Raw genomic sequence first — 18224 nt, forward strand, 5'->3', positions numbered from 1 at the left:
GCTGCAGCACCTGACCGGCCGCGCGGGCTTCCGCACCGTGGAGGTCGCGGTCGGCCCCGGCGTCTTCGTGCCGCGCCCGGAGACCGAGGTGACCGCCGGCCTGGCGGTCGCGGCCGCCTCCGCGGTGGCGGCGGGCGGGCGGACGCCGGTCGTCGTCGACCTCTGCACCGGCTCGGGCGCGATCGCCCTGGCGGTGGCCACCGAGGTGCCCGGCGCCCGGGTGCACGCCGTGGAGCTCAGCCCGGACGCGCACGCCTGGGCGGTGCGCAACCTCGCCGGCAGCGGCGTCGACCTCGTCCTCGGGGACGCCGCCGACGCGCTGCCCGAGCTCGACGGCACCGTCGACGTCGTCGTGAGCAACCCGCCGTACGTGCCGCCGGGAGCGGTGCCGCGCGAGGTCGAGGTCCGCGAGCACGACCCGGCGCTGGCGCTGTACGGCGGCGGCGAGGACGGCCTGGACGTGCCCCGCGCGGTGCTCGCCAGCGCCGAGCGGCTGCTGCGCCCGGGCGGGCTGGTCGCCGTCGAGCACGCCGAGGTCCAGCAGGACGCGCTGCTCGCGCTGCTGGCGGGCCCGGCCTGGACGGCGGTCCAGGGCCACCCCGACCTCGGGGGGCGGCCCCGGTGCGTCACCGCGCGCCGCGCCGAGCGCGTCGGCGGGCCGACGAGGGGGCGGTGAGAGGATGGGCCGGGTGAGCAGCCGCTACGACTGCAGCGACCCGTCCCAGCGCGAGACCGGGCTGCGGCACGCCCGTGACGCCCTCGCGCGGGGCGAGCTCGTCGTCCTGCCCACCGACACCGTGCAGGGCGTGGCCGCCGACGCCTTCTCCGCGGAGGCGGTGGCCGCGCTCCTGGCCGCCAAGGGCCGCAGCCGCGCGACCCCTCCGCCGGTGCTGGTCGCCGACCCGCGCACCCTCGACGGCCTCGCCACCGACGTCCCGCCCGTGGCCCGCGCCCTGGCCGAGCGGTTCTGGCCCGGCGCGCTGACCCTCGTCTGCCGCGCCCAGCCCTCCCTGGCGTGGGACCTCGGCGACACCGGCGGCACCGTCGCGGTGCGGGTGCCCGACCACGAGCTGGCCCGCGAGCTGCTGGCGGTCACCGGGCCGCTGGCGGTGAGCAGCGCCAACCGCCACGGGGAGCCGGCGGCGACGAGCACCGACGAGGCGCAGGAGCAGCTCGGCGGCTCCGTGGCGGTCTACCTCGACGACGGCGCCCCCGCGGCGACCGGCGCCGGCGAGGCGGGGCAGGCGCCGCCGTCCACCATCGTCGACGCCACGGCGGAGCCGCTGCGCGTGCTGCGCCAGGGCGCCCTGCCGCTGGCGGCGCTGCGCGAGGTGGCGCCCGACCTCGTCGGCGCTGACGGCGCGGACGGCGCCGCCGGGTGAGGGCCTACCTGTTCCTCATGCTCCTGGCGGCCGGGACGACCTACCTGGCCACGCCGCTGGCCCGCCGCTTCGCCGAGCGCGCCCGCGCGATGACCCCGGTGCGCGACCGCGACGTCCACAGCGTGCCCACGCCGCGCCTGGGCGGGCTGGCGATGCTGGCCGGCGTCGTCGTCGCCTTCGTCGTCGCCAGCCGGATGCCGTTCCTGGCCGACCTGTTCAACCAGTCGCAGGGGCCGTGGGCGGTGCTCGGGGGAGCGGCGATCGTCAGCCTCCTCGGCCTCGCCGACGACGTCTGGGGCCTGGACGCCCTGACCAAGCTGGCCGGCCAGGTGCTCGCGGCCGGGCTCATGGCGTGGCAGGGCGTGCAGCTGGTGAGCCTGCCGGTGGGGCTGCCGGACGCGGGCGTGGTCGTCGGCTCGAGCGGGCTGTTCCTCCTCATCACCGTGCTCGCCGTCGTGGTGGCGATCAACGCGGTGAACTTCATCGACGGGCTGGACGGGCTCGCCGCGGGCGTCACCGGCATCGGGGGAGCGGCGTTCTTCGTCTACAGCTACCTGCTCACCCGCGACGCCAGCCCGGACGACTACTCCAACCTCGCCTCGCTGACCGTCGCGGTGCTCGTGGGGGTGTGCCTGGGCTTCCTGCCCCACAACGCCCACCCCGCGCGGATCTTCATGGGCGACTCCGGCTCCATGCTCATCGGCCTGCTCCTGGCCTCCTCCGCGATCGCGGTGACCGGCCAGGTCGACCCCGCGGTGGTCTCGCGCGCGGACCTCGTGCCGGCCTTCCTGCCGCTGCTGCTGCCGGTGGCCGTGCTGCTCCTGCCCCTGACCGACCTGGTGCTGGCCGTGCTGCGCCGGGTGGGCGCCGGGCAGTCGCCGTTCGCCGCCGACAAGCTGCACCTGCACCACCGGCTCCTGGCCCTGGGGCACACCCACCGCAGGGCCGTCTGGGTGCTCTACCTGTGGACGGCGGTGGTGGCGTTCGGGATGGTGTCCACGGCGTTCCTGCCGCCCGCGTGGGGCCTGCCGCTGTGGGGGCTGGCGCTGGTGGTCACGGCGCTGCTCACCGTCGGCCCGGCGTCGCGGGCCCGCCGCAGCTCCTGACCCCCGCCGGGCGGCTCCCAGGAGCTTGTGATAGCTTTCACAAGCGATGCCGGACACCCGACCCGACGTGAGCGCTGGCCCCCTCACCGCGATGCTGCGGGGAGCCGGCCGGACGGCGCTCGCCCCGGTGCTGCCGGTGGCCGTGGCGGCCTCCCTCGTCTCGGGCCGGGCCGGCCTGTGGGGCGCCCTCGCGGGCGCCGCGCTCGTCCTGGCCTTCTCCGGCTCGACCCTCGTCGTCATGCGCGCGGCCCGGCGGGTGGACCCCCTCATGACCCTCGCCGTGGCGATGGCGCTCTACACGACCAAGGCGTCGCTGCTCTTCGTGGCGGCGCCCCTCCTGCGCGAGGCGGCCGTCTCGAGGCCGTGGGCGGCGGCCGCCGCCGTGCTCGTCAGCGCGGCCTGGTCGACCGGTCTGGTGCTCGCGTTCACCCGCCTGCGCCTGCCGGTCTTCGACGCCGCGGCCCCGGCTCCGGGCGGTGCCCGGTGAGCGGCGTCCGTCCGGGTGACAGCGCTGGTCGCGCTGGTAGAGTCCGCTCCGCGATGCAGACCCCTGGACCTGGCCGCGGCACCGCGTCCGAGCGCGATCCTGACGCCGATGCGCACGTGGCGGCCAGCTCGGCGTGGAACGTGACCGCCTACTTCCTCTCCGGTGCGGCGATGTTCGGGTTCCTGGGCTGGCTCGCCGACCGCTGGCTCGGGACGACGTTCCTCGTCGGAGCCGGTGTGCTGGCGGGGATGGCCCTGTCGTTCTACATCATCTGGATCCGCTACGTTGGGCCCGCTTCCCAGGGCTTGACCGCTCCTTTGTCGGAAGTTGACTCCGACTCCCGACCCCGCAGCCGCACCCCCGAGGAGATGCAGTGAGCCCGCACGTGCTGGCAGGCGAGGCCTTCGAGGCCCCGGGAGCGGCGGACTTCTGGCAGCCCCTCGTCGGCAACGGCGCCTGGGCGATCACCCGGCCGATGGTCGTGGTGGTGCTCTCGGTGGTCCTCATCGGCGTGGTGGCGACCCGCGTGGCCCGGAACATGCAGATGGTCCCCGGCCGCGCGCAGTTCGCCGGCGAGGGCGTCTACAACCTCGTGCGCAACGCGGTGGCGGTCGACTTCATCGGCGCCAAGAAGTTCCGCCCCTTCCTGCCGCTGCTGCTGACGCTGTTCCTGCTGGTGCTGGTCAACAACCTCGCCGGGTCCATCCCGTTCATCCAGTTCCCGAGCTTCAGCCGGATCGGCTTCGCCATCGCGCTGACGGCGGTCGTCTTCGTCGTCTACCACGCGGTCGGGATCCGGCGGAAGGGCCTCGTCGGCTACTTCGCGGGGCTCATGCCCCCCGGCGTGCCGGTGCTGCTGGCGCCGCTGGTGTACCTGCTGGAGCTGCTGACCTACTTCGTCACCCGGCCGCTGACCCTGGCGCTGCGGCTCTTCGCCAACATGTTCGCCGGTCACACGGTGCTGCTGGTGTTCAGCCTCGGGGCGGAGTACATGCTGCTGCACGGCGCCAACCCGCTGATCCGGGTGGCGAGCGTCGGCAGCTTCGCGATGGCGATCCTCATGACGTTCTTCGAGATCCTCATCCAGTTCCTCCAGGCCTACATCTTCGTCCTGCTCACGGCGTACTACATCGCCGACGCGCTCGCCGACGAGCACTGAGCGGGACCCTCGACCACCTGACCAGCACCACTCCGCACCTCCACCGACGCGCACCGTGCGCGCCAACGAAAGGGAAGTCACCATGGAAGGCAGCCTCAACGCCGTCGGGTACGGCCTCGCCGCGATCGGCCCGGCCATCGCCGTCGGCCTGATCTTCGCCGCCTACATCAACGGCGTGGCGCGCCAGCCGGAGTCCCGCGGCATGCTGCAGCCGATCGCCATCCTGGGCTTCGCCCTGGCCGAGGCGCTGGCCATCCTGGGCTTCGTCCTCTACTTCATCTGATCGCCCCGCTGATCCGGAGGACCCGCTCATGCTGACCGCAGCCGTGCTCGTGCACGCGGCCGAGGAGCCCCAGGCCACGGGCTGGGGCACCAAGGCCCCGGTCATCCCGCACGCCGCCGAGCTCGTCACGGGCCTGGTCGCCTTCGCCATCCTCTACTGGCTGGTGTCCAAGTTCGTCGTCCCGGCGTTCGAGGCTGCCTACGCCAAGCGCCGCGAGGCGATCGAGGGCGGCATGGAGAAGGCCGAGCGCGCCCAGGCCGAGGCCGAGGCCGCTCTCGCGGAGTACCGCCTGCAGCTGGCGGAGGCCCGCGAGGAGGCCGGGCGGATCCGCGAGGAGGCGCGCACCGAGGGCGCCGCGATCCTCGCGGAGATGCGCGAGCGCGCCTCCGCCGAGGCGGCCCGGATCACCGAGGCCGCGCAGCGCCAGGTCGAGGCCGAGCGCCAGCAGGCCGTGAGCCAGCTGCGCACCGAGGTCGGCGGCCTGGCCACCGACCTCGCGTCCCGGATCGTCGGGGAGTCGCTCACCGACACCGCGCGCCAGTCGCGCGTGGTGGAGCGCTTCATCGCCGAGCTGGAGCAGGCCTCCCCGTCCGACGTCCGCGCGGGCGCCGCGGCGGCGACGGTCGGCGCTGCGGCCGACCCGGCGGTCGGCTCGACCGCCGGCGCCACGAAGATGCCCCGGAAGGGCCGCTGATGCGCGGACTGTCCCGGGGCGCCCTGGCGGACGCCGAGCAGCGGCTCGAGCCGCTGCTCGGCACCGTCGAGGGCACCGCGCTCGGCGAGGAGCTCTTCGCCGTCGCGGGGCTGCTCGACTCCTCCGCGGGCCTGCGCCGCGCCCTGACCGACCCTTCCCGGCAGGGGCAGGTGCGGGCCGAGCTGGCCTCGCGCGTGCTCACCGGCAAGGTCGGCGCGCCGGCGCTGGACGTCGTGTCCGGGCTGGTGCGCGAGCGCTGGTCCACGCCCCGCGACCTCTCCGACGCCCTGGAGGCGCTCGCCACGACCGCCGTCCTGGCGTCCGCGGAGCGCGCGCGCTCCCTGGAGCAGGTCGAGGACGAGGTGTTCCGGTTCTCCCGGGTCGTCGCCGCGGACCGCGCCCTGGCCTCGGCCCTGAGCGACCGCACCGCCTCGCCGGCGCGCCTCGGCGCCCTCGTCGAGCGGCTGCTGGGCCGCAAGGTCACGCCGCAGACGCTCGTGCTCGTGCGCCAGGCGGTCACCGCCCCGCGCGGGCGCCGGCTGGAGGACGCCCTCGCGGACGTCCTGGAGCTCGCGGCGGCCCGCCGCTCGCGCCTCGTCGCCGTGGCGACCGCGGCGTTCCCGCTCTCGCCCGACCAGAGCGACCGCCTGGCCGCCGCCCTGGGAAGGGTCTACGGGCGCGAGGTGTTGTTGGAGGTGGACGTCGACCCCGAGGTGCTGGGCGGCCTCCGCGTGCGCGTGGGCGACGAGGTCCTCGACGCCACGATCCTCAGCCGGCTCGACGAGGCCCGGCGCCGGCTCGCCGGCTGACCCCCTCCGCGCCACCCCTCACCACCGGGCCCCTGGGGCCCGACCCAGACTGCACAGCACTTCCAGACAGAGAGCAGGGACGAACGATGGCGGAGCTGACCATCCGGCCGGAGGAGATCCGGGACGCGCTGGAGGAGTTCGTCTCCTCCTACAACCCGGACGCGGCCTCCCGCGAGGAGGTCGGCACGGTGGCCGAGGCCGGCGACGGCATCGCCCGTGTCGAGGGCCTCCCCAGCGTGATGGCGAACGAGCTGCTGCGCTTCGAGGACGGCACCCTGGGCCTGGCCCAGAACCTCGACGAGCGCGAGATCGGCGTCGTCGTCCTCGGCGAGTTCAGCGGCATCGACGCCGGCCAGCCGGTCTACCGCACCGGGGAGATCCTCTCGGTGCCGGTGGGCGACGCCTTCCTCGGCCGCGTGGTCGACCCCCTGGGCGCCCCGATCGACGGCCGTGGCGAGATCGCGTCCGAGGGCCGCCGCGCCCTCGAGCTGCAGGCCCCCTCGGTGGTCATGCGGAAGTCGGTGCACGAGCCCCTGCAGACCGGGATCAAGGCGATCGACGCCATGACCCCGATCGGCCGCGGCCAGCGCCAGCTGATCATCGGTGACCGCCAGGTGGGCAAGACCGCCGTGGCGATCGACACGATCATCAACCAGAAGGCCAACTGGGAGTCGGGCGACCCGACGAAGCAGGTCCGCTGCATCTACGTCGCCGTCGGCCAGAAGGGCTCGACGATCGCCAGCGTGCGCGGCGCCCTCGAGGACGCCGGCGCGATGGAGTACACGACCATCGTCGCCGCCCCCGCCTCGGACCCGGCCGGCTTCAAGTACCTCGCCCCCTACACCGGCTCGGCCATCGGCCAGCACTGGATGTACGCCGGCAAGCACGTCCTCATCGTCTTCGACGACCTGTCCAAGCAGGCCGAGGCCTACCGCGCGGTGTCGCTGCTGCTGCGCCGCCCGCCGGGCCGCGAGGCCTACCCCGGCGACGTCTTCTACCTGCACTCCCGCCTGCTGGAGCGCTGCGCGAAGCTGTCGGACGAGCTGGGCGCCGGCTCGATGACCGGGCTGCCGCTGATCGAGACCAAGGCCAACGACGTGTCGGCCTACATCCCGACCAACGTCATCTCCATCACCGACGGCCAGATCTTCCTCGAGTCCGACCTGTTCAACGCCAACCAGCGCCCGGCGGTCAACGTCGGCGTCTCGGTCTCCCGGGTGGGCGGCGACGCGCAGATCAAGGCCATGAAGAAGGTCTCCGGCACGCTGAAGATCGACCTCGCGCAGTACCGCTCGCTCGAGGCCTTCGCGATGTTCGCCTCCGACCTCGACGCCGCCTCGCGCCAGCAGCTCTCCCGCGGCCAGCGCCTCATGGAGCTGCTCAAGCAGCCCCAGTACTCCCCGTACCCGGTGGAGGAGCAGGTCGTCTCGATCTGGGCCGGCACCAAGGGCAAGTTCGACAAGGTGGCCGTCGAGGACGTCCGCCGCTTCGAGCAGGAGTTCCTCGACCACCTCCGCCGCAAGGACGTCGCCCTGGGCGCCATCCGCGAGACCGGCCAGCTCTCCGACGACACCGTCGCGGCGCTGGAGCGGGAGATCGAGGAGTTCGCCAAGGGCTTCCGCGGCGCGGGCCAGGCCCAGGCGGCACCCGCCGGCGACGCCGAGGGCGGCGCCGACGTGGAGAACGAGCAGATCGTCCGGCAGAGCCGGTCCTGAGGGACCGGACAGAGCAGCGAGGAGGGGGAGATGGCTGGACAGCTGCGCGAGTACCGCGGTCGCATCCGCTCGACCCGGTCCATGCAGAAGATCTTCCGCGCGATGGAGCTCATCGCGACCTCCCGCATCACCAAGGCGCGGGCGGCCGTCACGGCGTCCTCGCCGTACGCCCGGGCGCTGACCCGCGCGGTCTCGGCGGTGGCCACCTACACCGACGCCGAGCACCCGCTCATCACCGAGCGCGAGCACGCCCGCCGGGCCGCGGTCCTGGTCGTCACCAGTGACCGCGGCATGGCGGGCGCCTACTCCGCCGGCGTGCTCAAGGAGGCCGAGCGGCTGTTCGCCGACCTGCGCGAGCGGGGCGTGGAGCCCCGGCTGTACGTGGCCGGCCGCAAGGGCCTGGCCTACTACCGCTTCCGCCGCCGGCCGGTGGTGCAGGAGTGGGCGGGTCGCTCCGAGGCGCCCACCTACGAGCTCGCCGACGAGATCGGCGAGGCGCTGGTGGAGCAGTTCCTGCTCGGCACCGAGGACGGCGCGGACGGCGTGGACGAGATCCACGTCGTGTCCAGCCGCTTCGTCAACATGGTCACCCAGGAGCCGGGCGTCCTGCGCCTGCTGCCCCTGGAGGTCGTCGAGGGGGTGGAGCGCCCCAGCGGTGACGAGCTCCTCCCGCTGTACGACTTCGAGCCCGACGTCGACCAGGTGCTCGACGCGCTGCTGCCGCGCTACGTGAGCGCGCGCCTGTTCAACGCCCTGCTGCAGGCGGCGGCCAGCGAGCACGCCGCCCGCCAGCGGGCGATGAAGTCCGCCGGTGACAACGCGGAGGAGCTCATCCGCACCTTCACCCGGCTGGCGAACCAGGCCCGCCAGGCGGAGATCACCCAGGAGATCACCGAGATCGTCAGCGGCGCGGACGCGCTGACCGCTGCCCGCTGAAGCACGAGAGGACCAGGACATGACCGCGACCGCCACCGAGCAGGACACCGCCACCAACGCACCCGGGACCGGGCGGATCATCCGGGTCACCGGCCCGGTCGTCGACGTCGAGTTCGCCTCCGACTCGATGCCCGAGATCTACAACGCCCTCGAGATCACCTTCGCCCTGCAGGGGCAGGAGACGGTGCTCACCCTCGAGGTCGCCCAGCACATCGGCGACAACGTCGTCCGCACGATCGCCCTGCGCCCGACCGACGGCCTGGTCCGCGGCATGGAGGTCCAGGACACCGGCGGCCCGATCAGCGTCCCGGTCGGCGACGTCACCCTCGGGCACGTCTTCAACGCCCTCGGCCAGCCGCTCGACCTCGACGAGGGCGAGACGCTGGAGATCACCGAGCGCTGGGGCATCCACCGCAAGGCGCCCGCCTTCGACCAGCTCGAGTCGAAGACCACGATGTTCGAGACCGGCATCAAGGTCATCGACCTGCTCACCCCGTACGTCCAGGGCGGCAAGATCGGCCTGTTCGGCGGCGCCGGCGTGGGGAAGACCGTGCTGATCCAGGAGATGATCCAGCGCGTCGCGCAGAACCACGGCGGCGTGTCGGTCTTCGCCGGCGTGGGGGAGCGCACCCGCGAGGGCAACGACCTCATCGCCGAGATGGCCGAGGCCGGCGTCTTCGACAAGACCGCCCTCGTGTTCGGCCAGATGGACGAGCCGCCGGGCACCCGGCTGCGGGTGGCCCTGAGCGCGCTGACGATGGCGGAGTACTTCCGCGACGTCGCCCAGCGGGACGTGCTGCTCTTCATCGACAACATCTTCCGCTTCACCCAGGCCGGCTCCGAGGTCTCGACCCTGCTGGGCCGCATGCCGTCGGCCGTGGGCTACCAGCCCAACCTGGCCGACGAGATGGGCGTGCTCCAGGAGCGGATCACCTCCACCCGCGGCCACTCGATCACCTCGCTCCAGGCGATCTACGTGCCGGCCGACGACTACACCGACCCGGCGCCGGCGACGACGTTCGCCCACCTGGACGCGACCACCGAGCTCTCCCGCGAGATCGCCTCCCGAGGCCTGTACCCGGCGGTGGACCCGCTGGCGTCCACCTCGCGGATCCTCGACCCGCGGTACCTGGGCCAGGCGCACTACGAGACCGCGACCCGGGTCAAGCAGATCCTCCAGCGCAACAAGGAGCTGCAGGACATCATCGCGATCCTCGGCGTCGACGAGCTGTCCGAGGAGGACAAGGTCGTCGTCAACCGCGCCCGCCGGATCCAGCAGTTCCTGTCCCAGAACACCTACATGGCCGAGAAGTTCACGGGCGTGGAGGGCTCCACGGTGCCGCTGCAGGACACGATCCAGTCCTTCAAGGCGATCGCGGACGGCGACTTCGACCACGTGGCCGAGCAGGCGTTCTTCAACGTCGGCGGCATCGAGGACGTCGAGCGCAAGTGGGCGCAGATCCAGAAGGAGACCGGCGAGTGACCCTCAAGGTCCAGGTCGTCTCCGCGGAGCGGCAGGTCTGGTCCGGCGAGGCCTCCATGGTCGTCGCCCGCACCCTCGAGGGTGAGATCGGGATCCTCACCGGGCACGCGCCGACGCTGGCCGTGCTCGGGGCCGGCGAGGTGCGGGTGGACGCCGAGCAGGGGGCCGGCGTGAGCGCCACCGTCGACGGCGGCTTCCTCTCCGTCGAGAACGACACCGTGCTCGTCGTCGCGGAGCGCGTCTCCGTCGCCGACGGCGGCCGGGGCCGCGCCTCGTCGGGCGCGGCGGAGGGCGGGTCGGGGCGCTGAACGCGCCCCTCCTCCTCGAGGTGGCCGCGGCCGGTCTGGCCGCGGTCCTCCTCGTGCTGCTCCTCGCCTCGGCGGTGCTCGTGGCGCGCCGGCGCTCCCTGGCGCGCCTGGTCGGCTCCTTCGACTGCTCGGTCAGCGTCGCGGGCCGCCCCTGGTCCTCGGGGGTGGCCCGCTACGCGCGCTGCCAGGTGGAGTGGTGGAAGCTGCTCTCCCTGTCGCCGCGGCCCTTCGCGACCTGGGAGCGCGACGACCTCTCCGTGCTCGAGCGCCGCTGGCCCCAGGCCCTCGACGCCGCCGTGGGCACGGTGCCCGAGGCCGTGCGGGTGCGCTGCGAGCACCGCGGCGACGTGCTCGACCTGGCGATGAGCTCCGAGGCCTACACCGGGTTCGCGTCCTGGCTCGAGGCGCGGCCGCCCGGGCCCCAGTCCTCGGTCACGTGAGCGGGAGGGCCTGAGATGGACGTCATCCGCGTCACCGGTGGAGTGCGCCTGCAGGGCGAGGTCGTCGTCCCCGGGGCCAAGAACAGCGCGCTCAAGCTCATGGCGGCCGCGCTGCTCGCGCCGGGCGAGACGACCCTGCACGACGTCCCGGACATCCTCGACGTCGCCATCATGGCCGAGCTGCTGCGGCGGCTCGGCTGCCGCGTGGACCACTCCGCGGCCGGGCGGCACGTGACCATCGACGTCCCCGAGCAGGTCGGTCACCGCGCCGACTACGAGCTCGTGCGGGCGATGCGCGCCTCGATCAGCGTGCTCGGCCCGCTGCTGGCCCGGGTCGGCGAGGCCGACGTCGCGCTGCCCGGCGGCGACGCGATCGGCTCGCGGGGCCTGGACCTCCACGCGGAGGGCCTGCGCCACCTCGGCGCCGAGGTGGTGGTCGAGCACGGCTACCTCCTCGCGCGCGCTCCCGGTGGCCTGACCGGCGCGCCGGTGACGCTGGCCTTCCCCTCCGTCGGGGCCACGGAGAACCTCCTCATGGCCGCCGTCCTGGCGCGGGGGACGACGGTCCTGGAGAACGTGGCCCGCGAGCCCGAGATCATCGACCTGACCCGGATGCTCACCGCGATGGGCGCCCGGATCGAGGGCGAGGGCTCCTCGCGGCTCGTCGTGCACGGCGTCCCGAGGCTGCAGCCGGTGGAGCACCGGGTGGTGCCCGACCGCATCGTCGCGGGCACCTGGGCCTACGCGGCCGCCGTCACCGGCGGTGACGTGCACGTGCGCGGCGGGCGCCCGGAGCACCTCGCCATGGTCGTCGAGAAGCTGGTGGCCGCCGGCGCCGAGGTGACCACGACCGACGCCGGCATGCGCGTGCGGGGCCCCGCGCGGCCGCGGGCGGTCGACATCGCGACGCTGCCCTACCCCGGCTTCCCCACGGACCTGCAGCCGTTCGCCCTCGTCCTGGGCGCGGTGGCCGAGGGGTCCGCGGTGATCACCGAGAACCTCTTCGAGTCCCGGTTCCGCTTCGTGCCCGAGATCGCCCGGCTCGGCGCCGACGTGCGGGTGGAGGGCCACCACGTCCTCGTGCGGGGGCAGCGCGGCCTGTCCGGCGCGCCGGTGCAGGCCAGCGACATCCGCGCGGGCGCCGCGCTGGTCGTCGCGGGCCTGGTCGCCGACGGCACCACCGAGGTCAGCGGCGTGCAGCACATCGACCGCGGCTACGACGGCTTCGTCCCGCAGCTGCAGGCGCTCGGAGCGGTCGTGGAGCGCGTCGCCGTCGCCGCGCCCGCCCTGCCCGTGCAGGGCTGACCGCCCGAGCGGGCCCCCTCAGCGCAGCAGCGCCCGGGCCACTCCCTCGTCGTCGGGGAAGACGAGCACCCGCGGGCCGTCCGTGGTGGGGGCCAGGGTGGCGCGCACGCCGGCGTCCAGCAGCAGCCGCCGCTGCGCCTCGGCCTCGATGAACGTCGACGGCTCGCTGGCCACCACGAGCAGGCCGTACTCCTGCGGGGAGCCGCGACGGGGCCGCTGCTCCACGAGCGAGCGGCCGTGGCCGAACGTCCAGCGCAGGAGCAGGACGAGGACGCCGACGAGCCCGAAGGCGATCACGGGCGCCGCGACGAGGTCGAAGGCGGCGCTGGAGGCGGCGTCGGACGCGGCGTCGGACGCCAGCCCCGATGCCGCGTCCGATGCCGCCGCCGATGCCGCGGCGCGCAGGCCCATGGCGCCATGGTCGCCCTCGGCGGACCCCCGGACAAGCGAGGACGGGCCGGGCGCGCGCCCGTGTGGCGGAGGACACGGCCGCGCCACGCGGGGTCAATCACACACGTCACATGAGTCACAGGAGTATCGTCTACCTCAGGAGCACCGGAGTGGTGCGGGAGCAGGAGGCGTCGTGGACGTGGTGGCGGTCGTGCCCGGAGAGCTGCTCGCCCTGGACGGGCGCCTGTCGCTGCGGACCGTGGCGGCGGTCCGCGAGGCGCTGCACGCCGGGGTCCGCGACGGCGGCGGCGAGCTCGTGCTCGACCTGCGGTCGGTGCAGGGCTGCGACACCGCGGGCCTGGCGCTGCTGCTGTCGACGCACCGGCTCGCGGCGGCCAGCGGCCGTCGCCTCGTGCTCACCGCCGTGCCCCCGGTCGTCACCCGCGCCCTGCTGCGCAGCCGGCTGCACCGGGTGCTCACCGTGCGCGAGCGCTCCGCCGCCCTGGTCTGACCCCGGCGCCCGCCCGGCGGGCACCCCGCTGGTCGGCGCGGCGGTCCGCTGCGACGATCGGGGGCGATGGACGTGACCGCCACCGCGACCCTGCTCGTCATCGTCGCGGTGACCACCGCTGCGGTCGCTGGCGCGGCGCGCCGCTTCGGCCTCCCCGCTCCGCTGCTGCTCGTGGTCGTCGGCACCGTGGCCTCGGTGGTGCCGTTCTTCCCGACGGTGGCCCTCGAGCCCGACGTCGTGCTCGTGGGGCTGCTGCCGCCGCTGCTCTACGCCACGGCGATCCGCACGTCGCTGCAGGACTTCAGCGCCAACCGCAGGGCGATCGGGCTGCTGTCGGTCGGCCTCGTGCTCGTGACGACGGCGGCCGTGGGCCTCGTCGTCCTGTGGCTGCTGCCGGTGCCGGCTGCTGCCGCGTTCGCCCTGGGTGCGGTCGTGGCCCCGCCGGACGCCGTCGCCGCGACCGCCGTGGCCCGGCGCGTGGGGATGCCGCGGGCGATCGTCACCGTCCTGGAGGGCGAGAGCCTCGTCAACGACGCGACCGCGCTGGTCTGCCTGCGCACGGCGCTCGCGGTGCTGGCCGGGACGGGCAGCCTCACCGGCTGGTCCGTCGGCGGCACGTTCCTCCTCTCGGCCGGCGGCGGCCTCGTCGTGGGGCTCGCGGTGGCCTGGGTGCTCGGGCGCGTGCGCTCGCGGGTGACCGACCCCGTGCTCGACACGACGATCTCCTTCCTCGCCCCGTTCCTGGCCTACCTGCCGGCCGAGCACGTCGGGGCCTCCGGCGTCCTCGCCGTCGTGGTGACCGGCCTCGTCCTCGGGCACCAGGCCCCGCTGCAGCAGTCGGCGGCGTCGCGGATCAGCGAGCGGACCAACTGGCGCACGGTCCAGTTCCTCCTCGAGAACTCCGTGTTCCTCCTCATCGGCCTCCAGCTCGACGACGTCCTGAGGGCGGTGGCCCGCAGCGAGGTCGGCGTCGGCCGGGTCGTCGTGGTGTGCGCAGCGGTGCTGGCGACCACCGTGCTGGTGCGCCCGCTGTGGGTCTTCACCACGGCGCGCCTGGGCATCCTGCTCGCCCGAGAGGTCCGCCCGGGGGCCCAGGCGCCGACCGCCCCGGCGCTGGCGGTGATCTCGTGGGCGGGCATGCGCGGGGTGGTGACGCTGGCCGCGGTCTTCGCGCTGCCCGACGACACGCCGTCCCGCGAGGTGCTCGTGCTCGCCGCGTTCGTCGTCGTGGCCGGAACCCTGCTCGGCCAGGGCGCCACCCTGCCGCTGCTCGTGCGCCGGCTCCCGCTGCCGCGCCAGGACGCCGCCCAGGACGCGCTCCTCGAGGCGAGGGTGCTCCAGCAGGCCCACGAGGCGGGGCTGGACCGGCTGGAGCAGCTGCTCACTCCCGAGGTGCCGCCGGAGGTGGCCGACCGCCTGCGCGACCGCTCGCAGCGCCGCGCGGACGCCGTCTGGGAGCGCATCGGTGCGGCGGCGGGCACCGGCTCCGGCTCGGAGCCCCCCACCGTCGCCTACGAGCGGCTGCGGCTGGAGATGCTCGCGGCCGAGCGACGGGTGCTCCTGGACCTGCGCGACGCGCACGACGTGCCCGACGACGTGCTGCGCCAGGTGCAGGCCGTCATCGACGTCGAGGAGTCCCTCCTGGACCGGCTCGCCGGCGTCGCCCCGGGCGGGCCGCAGCCGCGCCGCGCGACCCCGCTCGTCGTCGACGGCGACCCGCTCTGCTCGCACCTGCGGGACGCACCCGGCGGCGTCCGGGGGCTGCACGCCGGCGGCGCCTACGACACCGAGCGGCCGGCCGGCTGCGAGGGCTGCCTGGCCGAGGGCCGCTCGGACTGGGCGGCGCTGCGCCGGTGCCTGACCTGCGGGTACGTCGGGTGCTGCGACTCCTCCCCGCGCACCCACGCCACCGGGCACTTCCGCGCCAGCGCCCACGCGGTGATGCGCAGCGCGGAGCCGGGGGAGGCATGGCGGTGGTGCTACGTCGACCGGCTGACCGGCTGACCGAGCACCGGCCGACCGAGCACCGGCCGACCGGGGTGCGAGCCGCTCAGAAGAGCCGGGCGCTGGGGTCGTCGACGCCGCGCAGGGTGTCGTAGTCGAGCAGCACGCAGCGGATGCCGCGGTCGGTGGCGAGCACCCGCGCCTGCGGCTTGATCTCCTGGGCGGCGAAGACGCCGCTGACCGGGGCGATGAGCGGGTCGCGGTTGAGCAGCTCGAGGTAGCGGGTCAGCTGCTCGACGCCGTCGATCTCGCCGCGGCGCTTGATCTCGACGGCCACCGTGCCTCCGCCGGGCGCCTTGACGAGGAGGTCCACGGGCCCGATCGCCGTCGGGTACTCCCGGCGCACCAGCACGTGACCGGGGCCGAGCAGCTCGACCTGCTCGGCCAGCAGGCGCTGCAGGTGCGCCTCCACGCCGTCCTTGACCAGCCCCGGGTCGACGCCCAGGTCGTGGCTGGAGTCGTGCAGCACCTCGTGCACCGAGACCACGAGGGAGTCGTCGGTCTTGCCCGAGCGGACCGTCCACACCTCCTGCGCACCCTGCGCCGCCCGCTCGCCCTCGGCCGGGGCGATCGACAGGGACGCCGGCGGGCTCATCCAGTTCAGGGGCTTGTACGAGCCACCGTCGGAGTGCACCAGCACGCTCCCGTCGGCCTTGACGAGGAGCAGGCGGGTGGCCAGGGGGAGGTGGGCCGAGAGACGACCCTCGTAGTCCACCGAGCACCGGGCGATGACGACGCGCACGGGGGTGGAGGCTACCCACCGGTCACACTGGTGGTGTGCCGCGCTCCAACCGCCCCCGCCCCCGCCGCGGAGCCGCGCCCCCGCCCGCCGACGAGCCGCTGCCGCTGCGGGGGTTCGCGAACCACGGCTACGAGCGCGGCAGCGACGGCGAGTGGCACGTGCGCTCGGTCAGCGGCGCCGCGGCCACCAAGGCCTACCGGTGCCCCGGCTGCGACCAGGAGATCCCTGCGGGCACGCCGCACGTGGTGGCCTGGCCCGGTGACGACCTCCTGGGGCCGCAGAGCGCCCTCGGGGCCCGCCGGCACTGGCACCGCTCGTGCTGGCAGGCCCGCGGTCGGCGTCGCCCCACCTGAGCGCCACTACGCTCGCCAGCGATGAGCCCCGTCGCCGACCCCTCGGACCCGGTCGAGGTCCGCGCCAGCACCGTCCTGCCCGCCCGCCGGGAGGACGTCGAGCTGCTCACCGCGGACGGCGTCCGGCTCGTCGGGGAGCTGGCGCTGCCGGCCGACCGCGACCCGGTCGCCACCCTCGTCTGCCTGCACCCGCTGCCCACCGAGGGCGGGTCGATGGACAGCCACGTGCTGCGCAAGGCCGCCCGGCGGCTGCCCGCGCTGGCCGGGATCGCCGTCCTGCGCTTCAACACCCGCGGCACCTCGAGCGCGCGCGGCACGAGCGGGGGCTCGTTCGACGCCGGGGGCGCCGAGCGCCTCGACGTCGCGGCCGCGATCGAGCTGGCCGAGTTCCGCGACCTGCCGCGCCGCTGGCTGCTCGGCTGGTCCTTCGGCACCGACCTCGCGCTGGTGCACGGGCTGGACCCGGGCGTGGAGGGAGCGCTGCTGCTCTCCCCGCCGCTGCGCTGGTCGACGGAGGAGGACCTCGCCCGCTGGTCGGCGTCCGGCAAGCCGGTGCTGGCCCTCGTGCCCGAGCTCGACGACTTCCTGCGCCCGGACGCCGCCCGCGAGCGGTTCGCCGCGATCCGCCAGGCCGAGGTCGTCGGCGTCGACGGCGCCAAGCACCTGTGGGTGGGCGAGCCGTCGGTGCGGCGCGTGCTCGACGAGGTGGTGGCGCGGGTCGTGCCCGAGGCCTCGCCGCTGCCGCGCACCTGGGTGGGCCCCTACGAGGTCGCCGACGACCTGGCGCGCTGACCACCTGGCGCGCTGACCACCTGGCGCGCTGACCACCAGGCGCGCTGACCACCCGGCGCGGGTGCCGCGGCTCAGCTGCGGTCCTGGCGGGGCATGAGCACCTCCTGGACCACGAGCAGGACGCCGGCGGCCAGCGGGATCGCCACCAGGGCTCCCAGGACGCCGAGCAGGCTGCCTCCGGCCAGCGCCGCGACGAGGGCCAGGGCACCGGGCACCGAGACGGTCCGCGCCATCACCCGCGGGGCGATGACGTAGTTCTCGAACTGCTGGTAGGCGATGAACCACACGCCCACCACCACCGCGTCGGTCACCGAGCTGAACAGGGCCACGACGACCACGACGACGGCCCCCAGGGTGGCCCCGACCAGGGGGACCAGCCCCAGGACGCCGACCACCACGGCCAGCGCCGCCGGGTAGGGGATCCCCACGACGGACAGCAGCACGAAGGTCAGCAGGGCGTTGATCGCCGCGATGCCCGTCTGCCCCATGACGTAGCCGCCGATGCGGCGGATCACCTCGTCGCCGAGCAGCGCGACCCGCTGGCGCCGCGAGCGCGGGACGAGGCGGTACACCGTGCCCGTGATGGACCTCAGCGAGGCCAGGAAGTACAGGGTCAGGGCGAGCACGGTCAGCACGCTGGCCAGCCCCGAGGCCACCGCCCGCCCCGCCCCGTAGAGGCCGCCGAAGACGGTGGTCAGCGTCTGCCCGCTGGCGACCCGGGCCTGCAGCTCCGCCTCCACCCGGTCGGTGATCCGGTACTCCCGGTCCAGGGCCGCCAGCCGCTCGTTGTCCTGGATCCGCTCGGCGACGTCCTGCACGTAGGCCGGGGTCTGCGCCCCCAGCTCGGTGAGCTGGGTGACCACCGGCGGCACGACCGCGGAGAACAGGCCCACGCACGCGGCCACGAGACCGACGAAGACCAGGAGGATCGCCAGCGGTCGGGGCAGGGAGCGCCGCTGCAGCCAGCGGACCAGCGGGTCCAGGCCCAGCGCCAGGAACATCGACACCGCGACCAGGGTCAGCACCCCGGACAGCTCGCCCAGCAGCCCGACCAGGGCCCAGGCGGTGAAGACGCCCAGCGCCCCGGTGAAGCCGAGGTAGAAGCCGCTGGAGCGGCTGAGCGGCCGTCCCGGGCGGCCGAACCGGCTGGGCCCGCTGGCGCGGGTGCTGCCCGACGCCGGCCGCGGAGGCGCGGGCGCCCCCGGCTGCGCGGGCTGCACCGCCTCGTCGGGCGCCGGCGCGGGGGCGGGGTCGGGCTCCGGTGCGGCCCCCGCCTCGTCGGCCCGCTCGGCCGCCCGCAGCAGGTCGTCGAGCGTGGGGCCGCG

General features: G+C 74.8%; 22 protein-coding genes. 19 read left to right on the plus strand and 3 right to left on the minus strand.

The genetic code is table 11. The annotated features are described in order from the left end of the window. From AC5FZL_RS08770 to murA, 15 genes are all read left to right on the plus strand, one after another. The coding region (locus AC5FZL_RS08770; protein ID WP_493618200.1) for a N5-glutamine methyltransferase family protein at window positions 1-676 on the plus strand (676 nt) is incomplete at its 5' end. Window positions 677-680: 4 nt separating this feature from the next. Next, window positions 681-1382: an L-threonylcarbamoyladenylate synthase gene (locus AC5FZL_RS08775; RefSeq protein WP_493618201.1), complete on the plus strand. Its 702-nt coding sequence runs from the start codon at window positions 681-683 to the stop codon at window positions 1380-1382. After that, window positions 1379-2488, plus strand: coding sequence for an MraY family glycosyltransferase (locus AC5FZL_RS08780; RefSeq protein ID WP_493618202.1), 1110 nt, complete (start codon window positions 1379-1381; stop codon window positions 2486-2488). The genes AC5FZL_RS08775 and AC5FZL_RS08780 overlap by 4 nt, the downstream gene beginning before the upstream one ends. Before the next feature lie 67 nt (window positions 2489-2555). Continuing rightward, window positions 2556-2975: a Cg1360 family ATP-synthase-associated protein gene (locus AC5FZL_RS08785; RefSeq protein WP_493618203.1), complete on the plus strand. Its 420-nt coding sequence runs from the start codon at window positions 2556-2558 to the stop codon at window positions 2973-2975. 116 nt (window positions 2976-3091) lie between these two features. After that, entirely contained in the window at window positions 3092-3352 is a 261-nt protein-coding gene (locus AC5FZL_RS08790) for a hypothetical protein (RefSeq protein ID WP_493618204.1), read from the plus strand. Further along, the gene (gene atpB / locus AC5FZL_RS08795) at window positions 3349-4134 is read left to right on the plus strand and encodes a F0F1 ATP synthase subunit A (RefSeq protein ID WP_493618205.1); all 786 of its coding nucleotides are present in this window, start codon (window positions 3349-3351) and stop codon (window positions 4132-4134) included. Before AC5FZL_RS08790 ends, atpB begins: the two co-directional genes overlap by 4 nt. A gap of 82 nt (window positions 4135-4216) precedes the next feature. Then, window positions 4217-4417 (plus strand): F0F1 ATP synthase subunit C, encoded by a 201-nt coding sequence (locus tag AC5FZL_RS08800; RefSeq protein ID WP_493618206.1) that lies wholly within the window; start codon window positions 4217-4219, stop codon window positions 4415-4417. 28 nt (window positions 4418-4445) lie between these two features. Further along, entirely contained in the window at window positions 4446-5111 is a 666-nt protein-coding gene (locus AC5FZL_RS08805; RefSeq protein ID WP_493618207.1) for a F0F1 ATP synthase subunit B, read from the plus strand. Further along, window positions 5111-5920: a F0F1 ATP synthase subunit delta gene (locus tag AC5FZL_RS08810; protein WP_493618208.1), complete on the plus strand. Its 810-nt coding sequence runs from the start codon at window positions 5111-5113 to the stop codon at window positions 5918-5920. Before AC5FZL_RS08805 ends, AC5FZL_RS08810 begins: the two co-directional genes overlap by 1 nt. An 86-nt stretch (window positions 5921-6006) precedes the next feature. Then, window positions 6007-7635: a F0F1 ATP synthase subunit alpha gene (atpA, locus tag AC5FZL_RS08815; RefSeq protein ID WP_493618209.1), complete on the plus strand. Its 1629-nt coding sequence runs from the start codon at window positions 6007-6009 to the stop codon at window positions 7633-7635. Window positions 7636-7665: 30 nt separating this feature from the next. Continuing rightward, window positions 7666-8571 (plus strand): F0F1 ATP synthase subunit gamma, encoded by a 906-nt coding sequence (locus AC5FZL_RS08820; RefSeq protein WP_493618210.1) that lies wholly within the window; start codon window positions 7666-7668, stop codon window positions 8569-8571. 19 nt (window positions 8572-8590) lie between these two features. Continuing rightward, entirely contained in the window at window positions 8591-10054 is a 1464-nt protein-coding gene (gene atpD / locus AC5FZL_RS08825) for a F0F1 ATP synthase subunit beta (protein ID WP_493618211.1), read from the plus strand. A 56-nt stretch (window positions 10055-10110) separates the two neighbouring features. Further along, window positions 10111-10362, plus strand: a complete 252-nt coding sequence (locus AC5FZL_RS08830) for a F0F1 ATP synthase subunit delta/epsilon (protein WP_493618221.1) — start codon at window positions 10111-10113, stop codon at window positions 10360-10362. Between the two features lie 20 nt (window positions 10363-10382). Continuing rightward, complete coding sequence (locus AC5FZL_RS08835) at window positions 10383-10802, plus strand: DUF2550 domain-containing protein (RefSeq protein ID WP_493618212.1); 420 nt, start codon at window positions 10383-10385, stop codon at window positions 10800-10802. A 15-nt stretch (window positions 10803-10817) separates the two neighbouring features. After that, entirely contained in the window at window positions 10818-12107 is a 1290-nt protein-coding gene (murA, locus tag AC5FZL_RS08840) for a UDP-N-acetylglucosamine 1-carboxyvinyltransferase (protein WP_493618213.1), read from the plus strand. A gap of 18 nt (window positions 12108-12125) precedes the next feature. Here murA and AC5FZL_RS08845 read toward each other — a convergent pair whose 3' ends face one another. After that, window positions 12126-12518, minus strand: coding sequence for a hypothetical protein (locus AC5FZL_RS08845; protein WP_493618214.1), 393 nt, complete (start codon window positions 12516-12518; stop codon window positions 12126-12128). 172 nt (window positions 12519-12690) lie between these two features. Between AC5FZL_RS08845 and AC5FZL_RS08850 the strand changes: the two genes are divergently transcribed. Both AC5FZL_RS08850 and AC5FZL_RS08855 read left to right on the plus strand, forming a co-directional pair. After that, a complete protein-coding gene (locus AC5FZL_RS08850) occupies window positions 12691-13008 on the plus strand; it encodes an STAS domain-containing protein (RefSeq protein WP_493618215.1) in 318 nt (105 codons plus the stop codon). Between the two features lie 66 nt (window positions 13009-13074). After that, a complete protein-coding gene (locus AC5FZL_RS08855) occupies window positions 13075-15012 on the plus strand; it encodes a Na+/H+ antiporter (protein WP_493618216.1) in 1938 nt (645 codons plus the stop codon). 46 nt (window positions 15013-15058) lie between these two features. Here AC5FZL_RS08855 and nucS read toward each other — a convergent pair whose 3' ends face one another. Continuing rightward, window positions 15059-15754, minus strand: a complete 696-nt coding sequence (nucS, locus tag AC5FZL_RS08860) for an endonuclease NucS (protein WP_493618217.1) — start codon at window positions 15752-15754, stop codon at window positions 15059-15061. A 35-nt stretch (window positions 15755-15789) separates the two neighbouring features. On the opposite strand from nucS, the gene AC5FZL_RS08865 reads away from it, so the two are divergent. Together AC5FZL_RS08865 and AC5FZL_RS08870 are read left to right on the plus strand one after the other, a co-directional pair. Next, window positions 15790-16107 (plus strand): Rv1322 family protein, encoded by a 318-nt coding sequence (locus AC5FZL_RS08865; protein WP_493618218.1) that lies wholly within the window; start codon window positions 15790-15792, stop codon window positions 16105-16107. Between the two features lie 21 nt (window positions 16108-16128). Further along, window positions 16129-16899 (plus strand): alpha/beta hydrolase, encoded by a 771-nt coding sequence (locus tag AC5FZL_RS08870; RefSeq protein ID WP_493618219.1) that lies wholly within the window; start codon window positions 16129-16131, stop codon window positions 16897-16899. A gap of 71 nt (window positions 16900-16970) precedes the next feature. On the opposite strand, the gene AC5FZL_RS08875 is transcribed toward AC5FZL_RS08870, so the two are convergent. Further along, on the minus strand, window positions 16971-18224 hold a 1254-nt coding region (locus AC5FZL_RS08875; RefSeq protein ID WP_493618220.1), incomplete at its 5' end, for an AI-2E family transporter.

Source organism: Quadrisphaera sp. DVD1 (assembly GCF_058932755.1).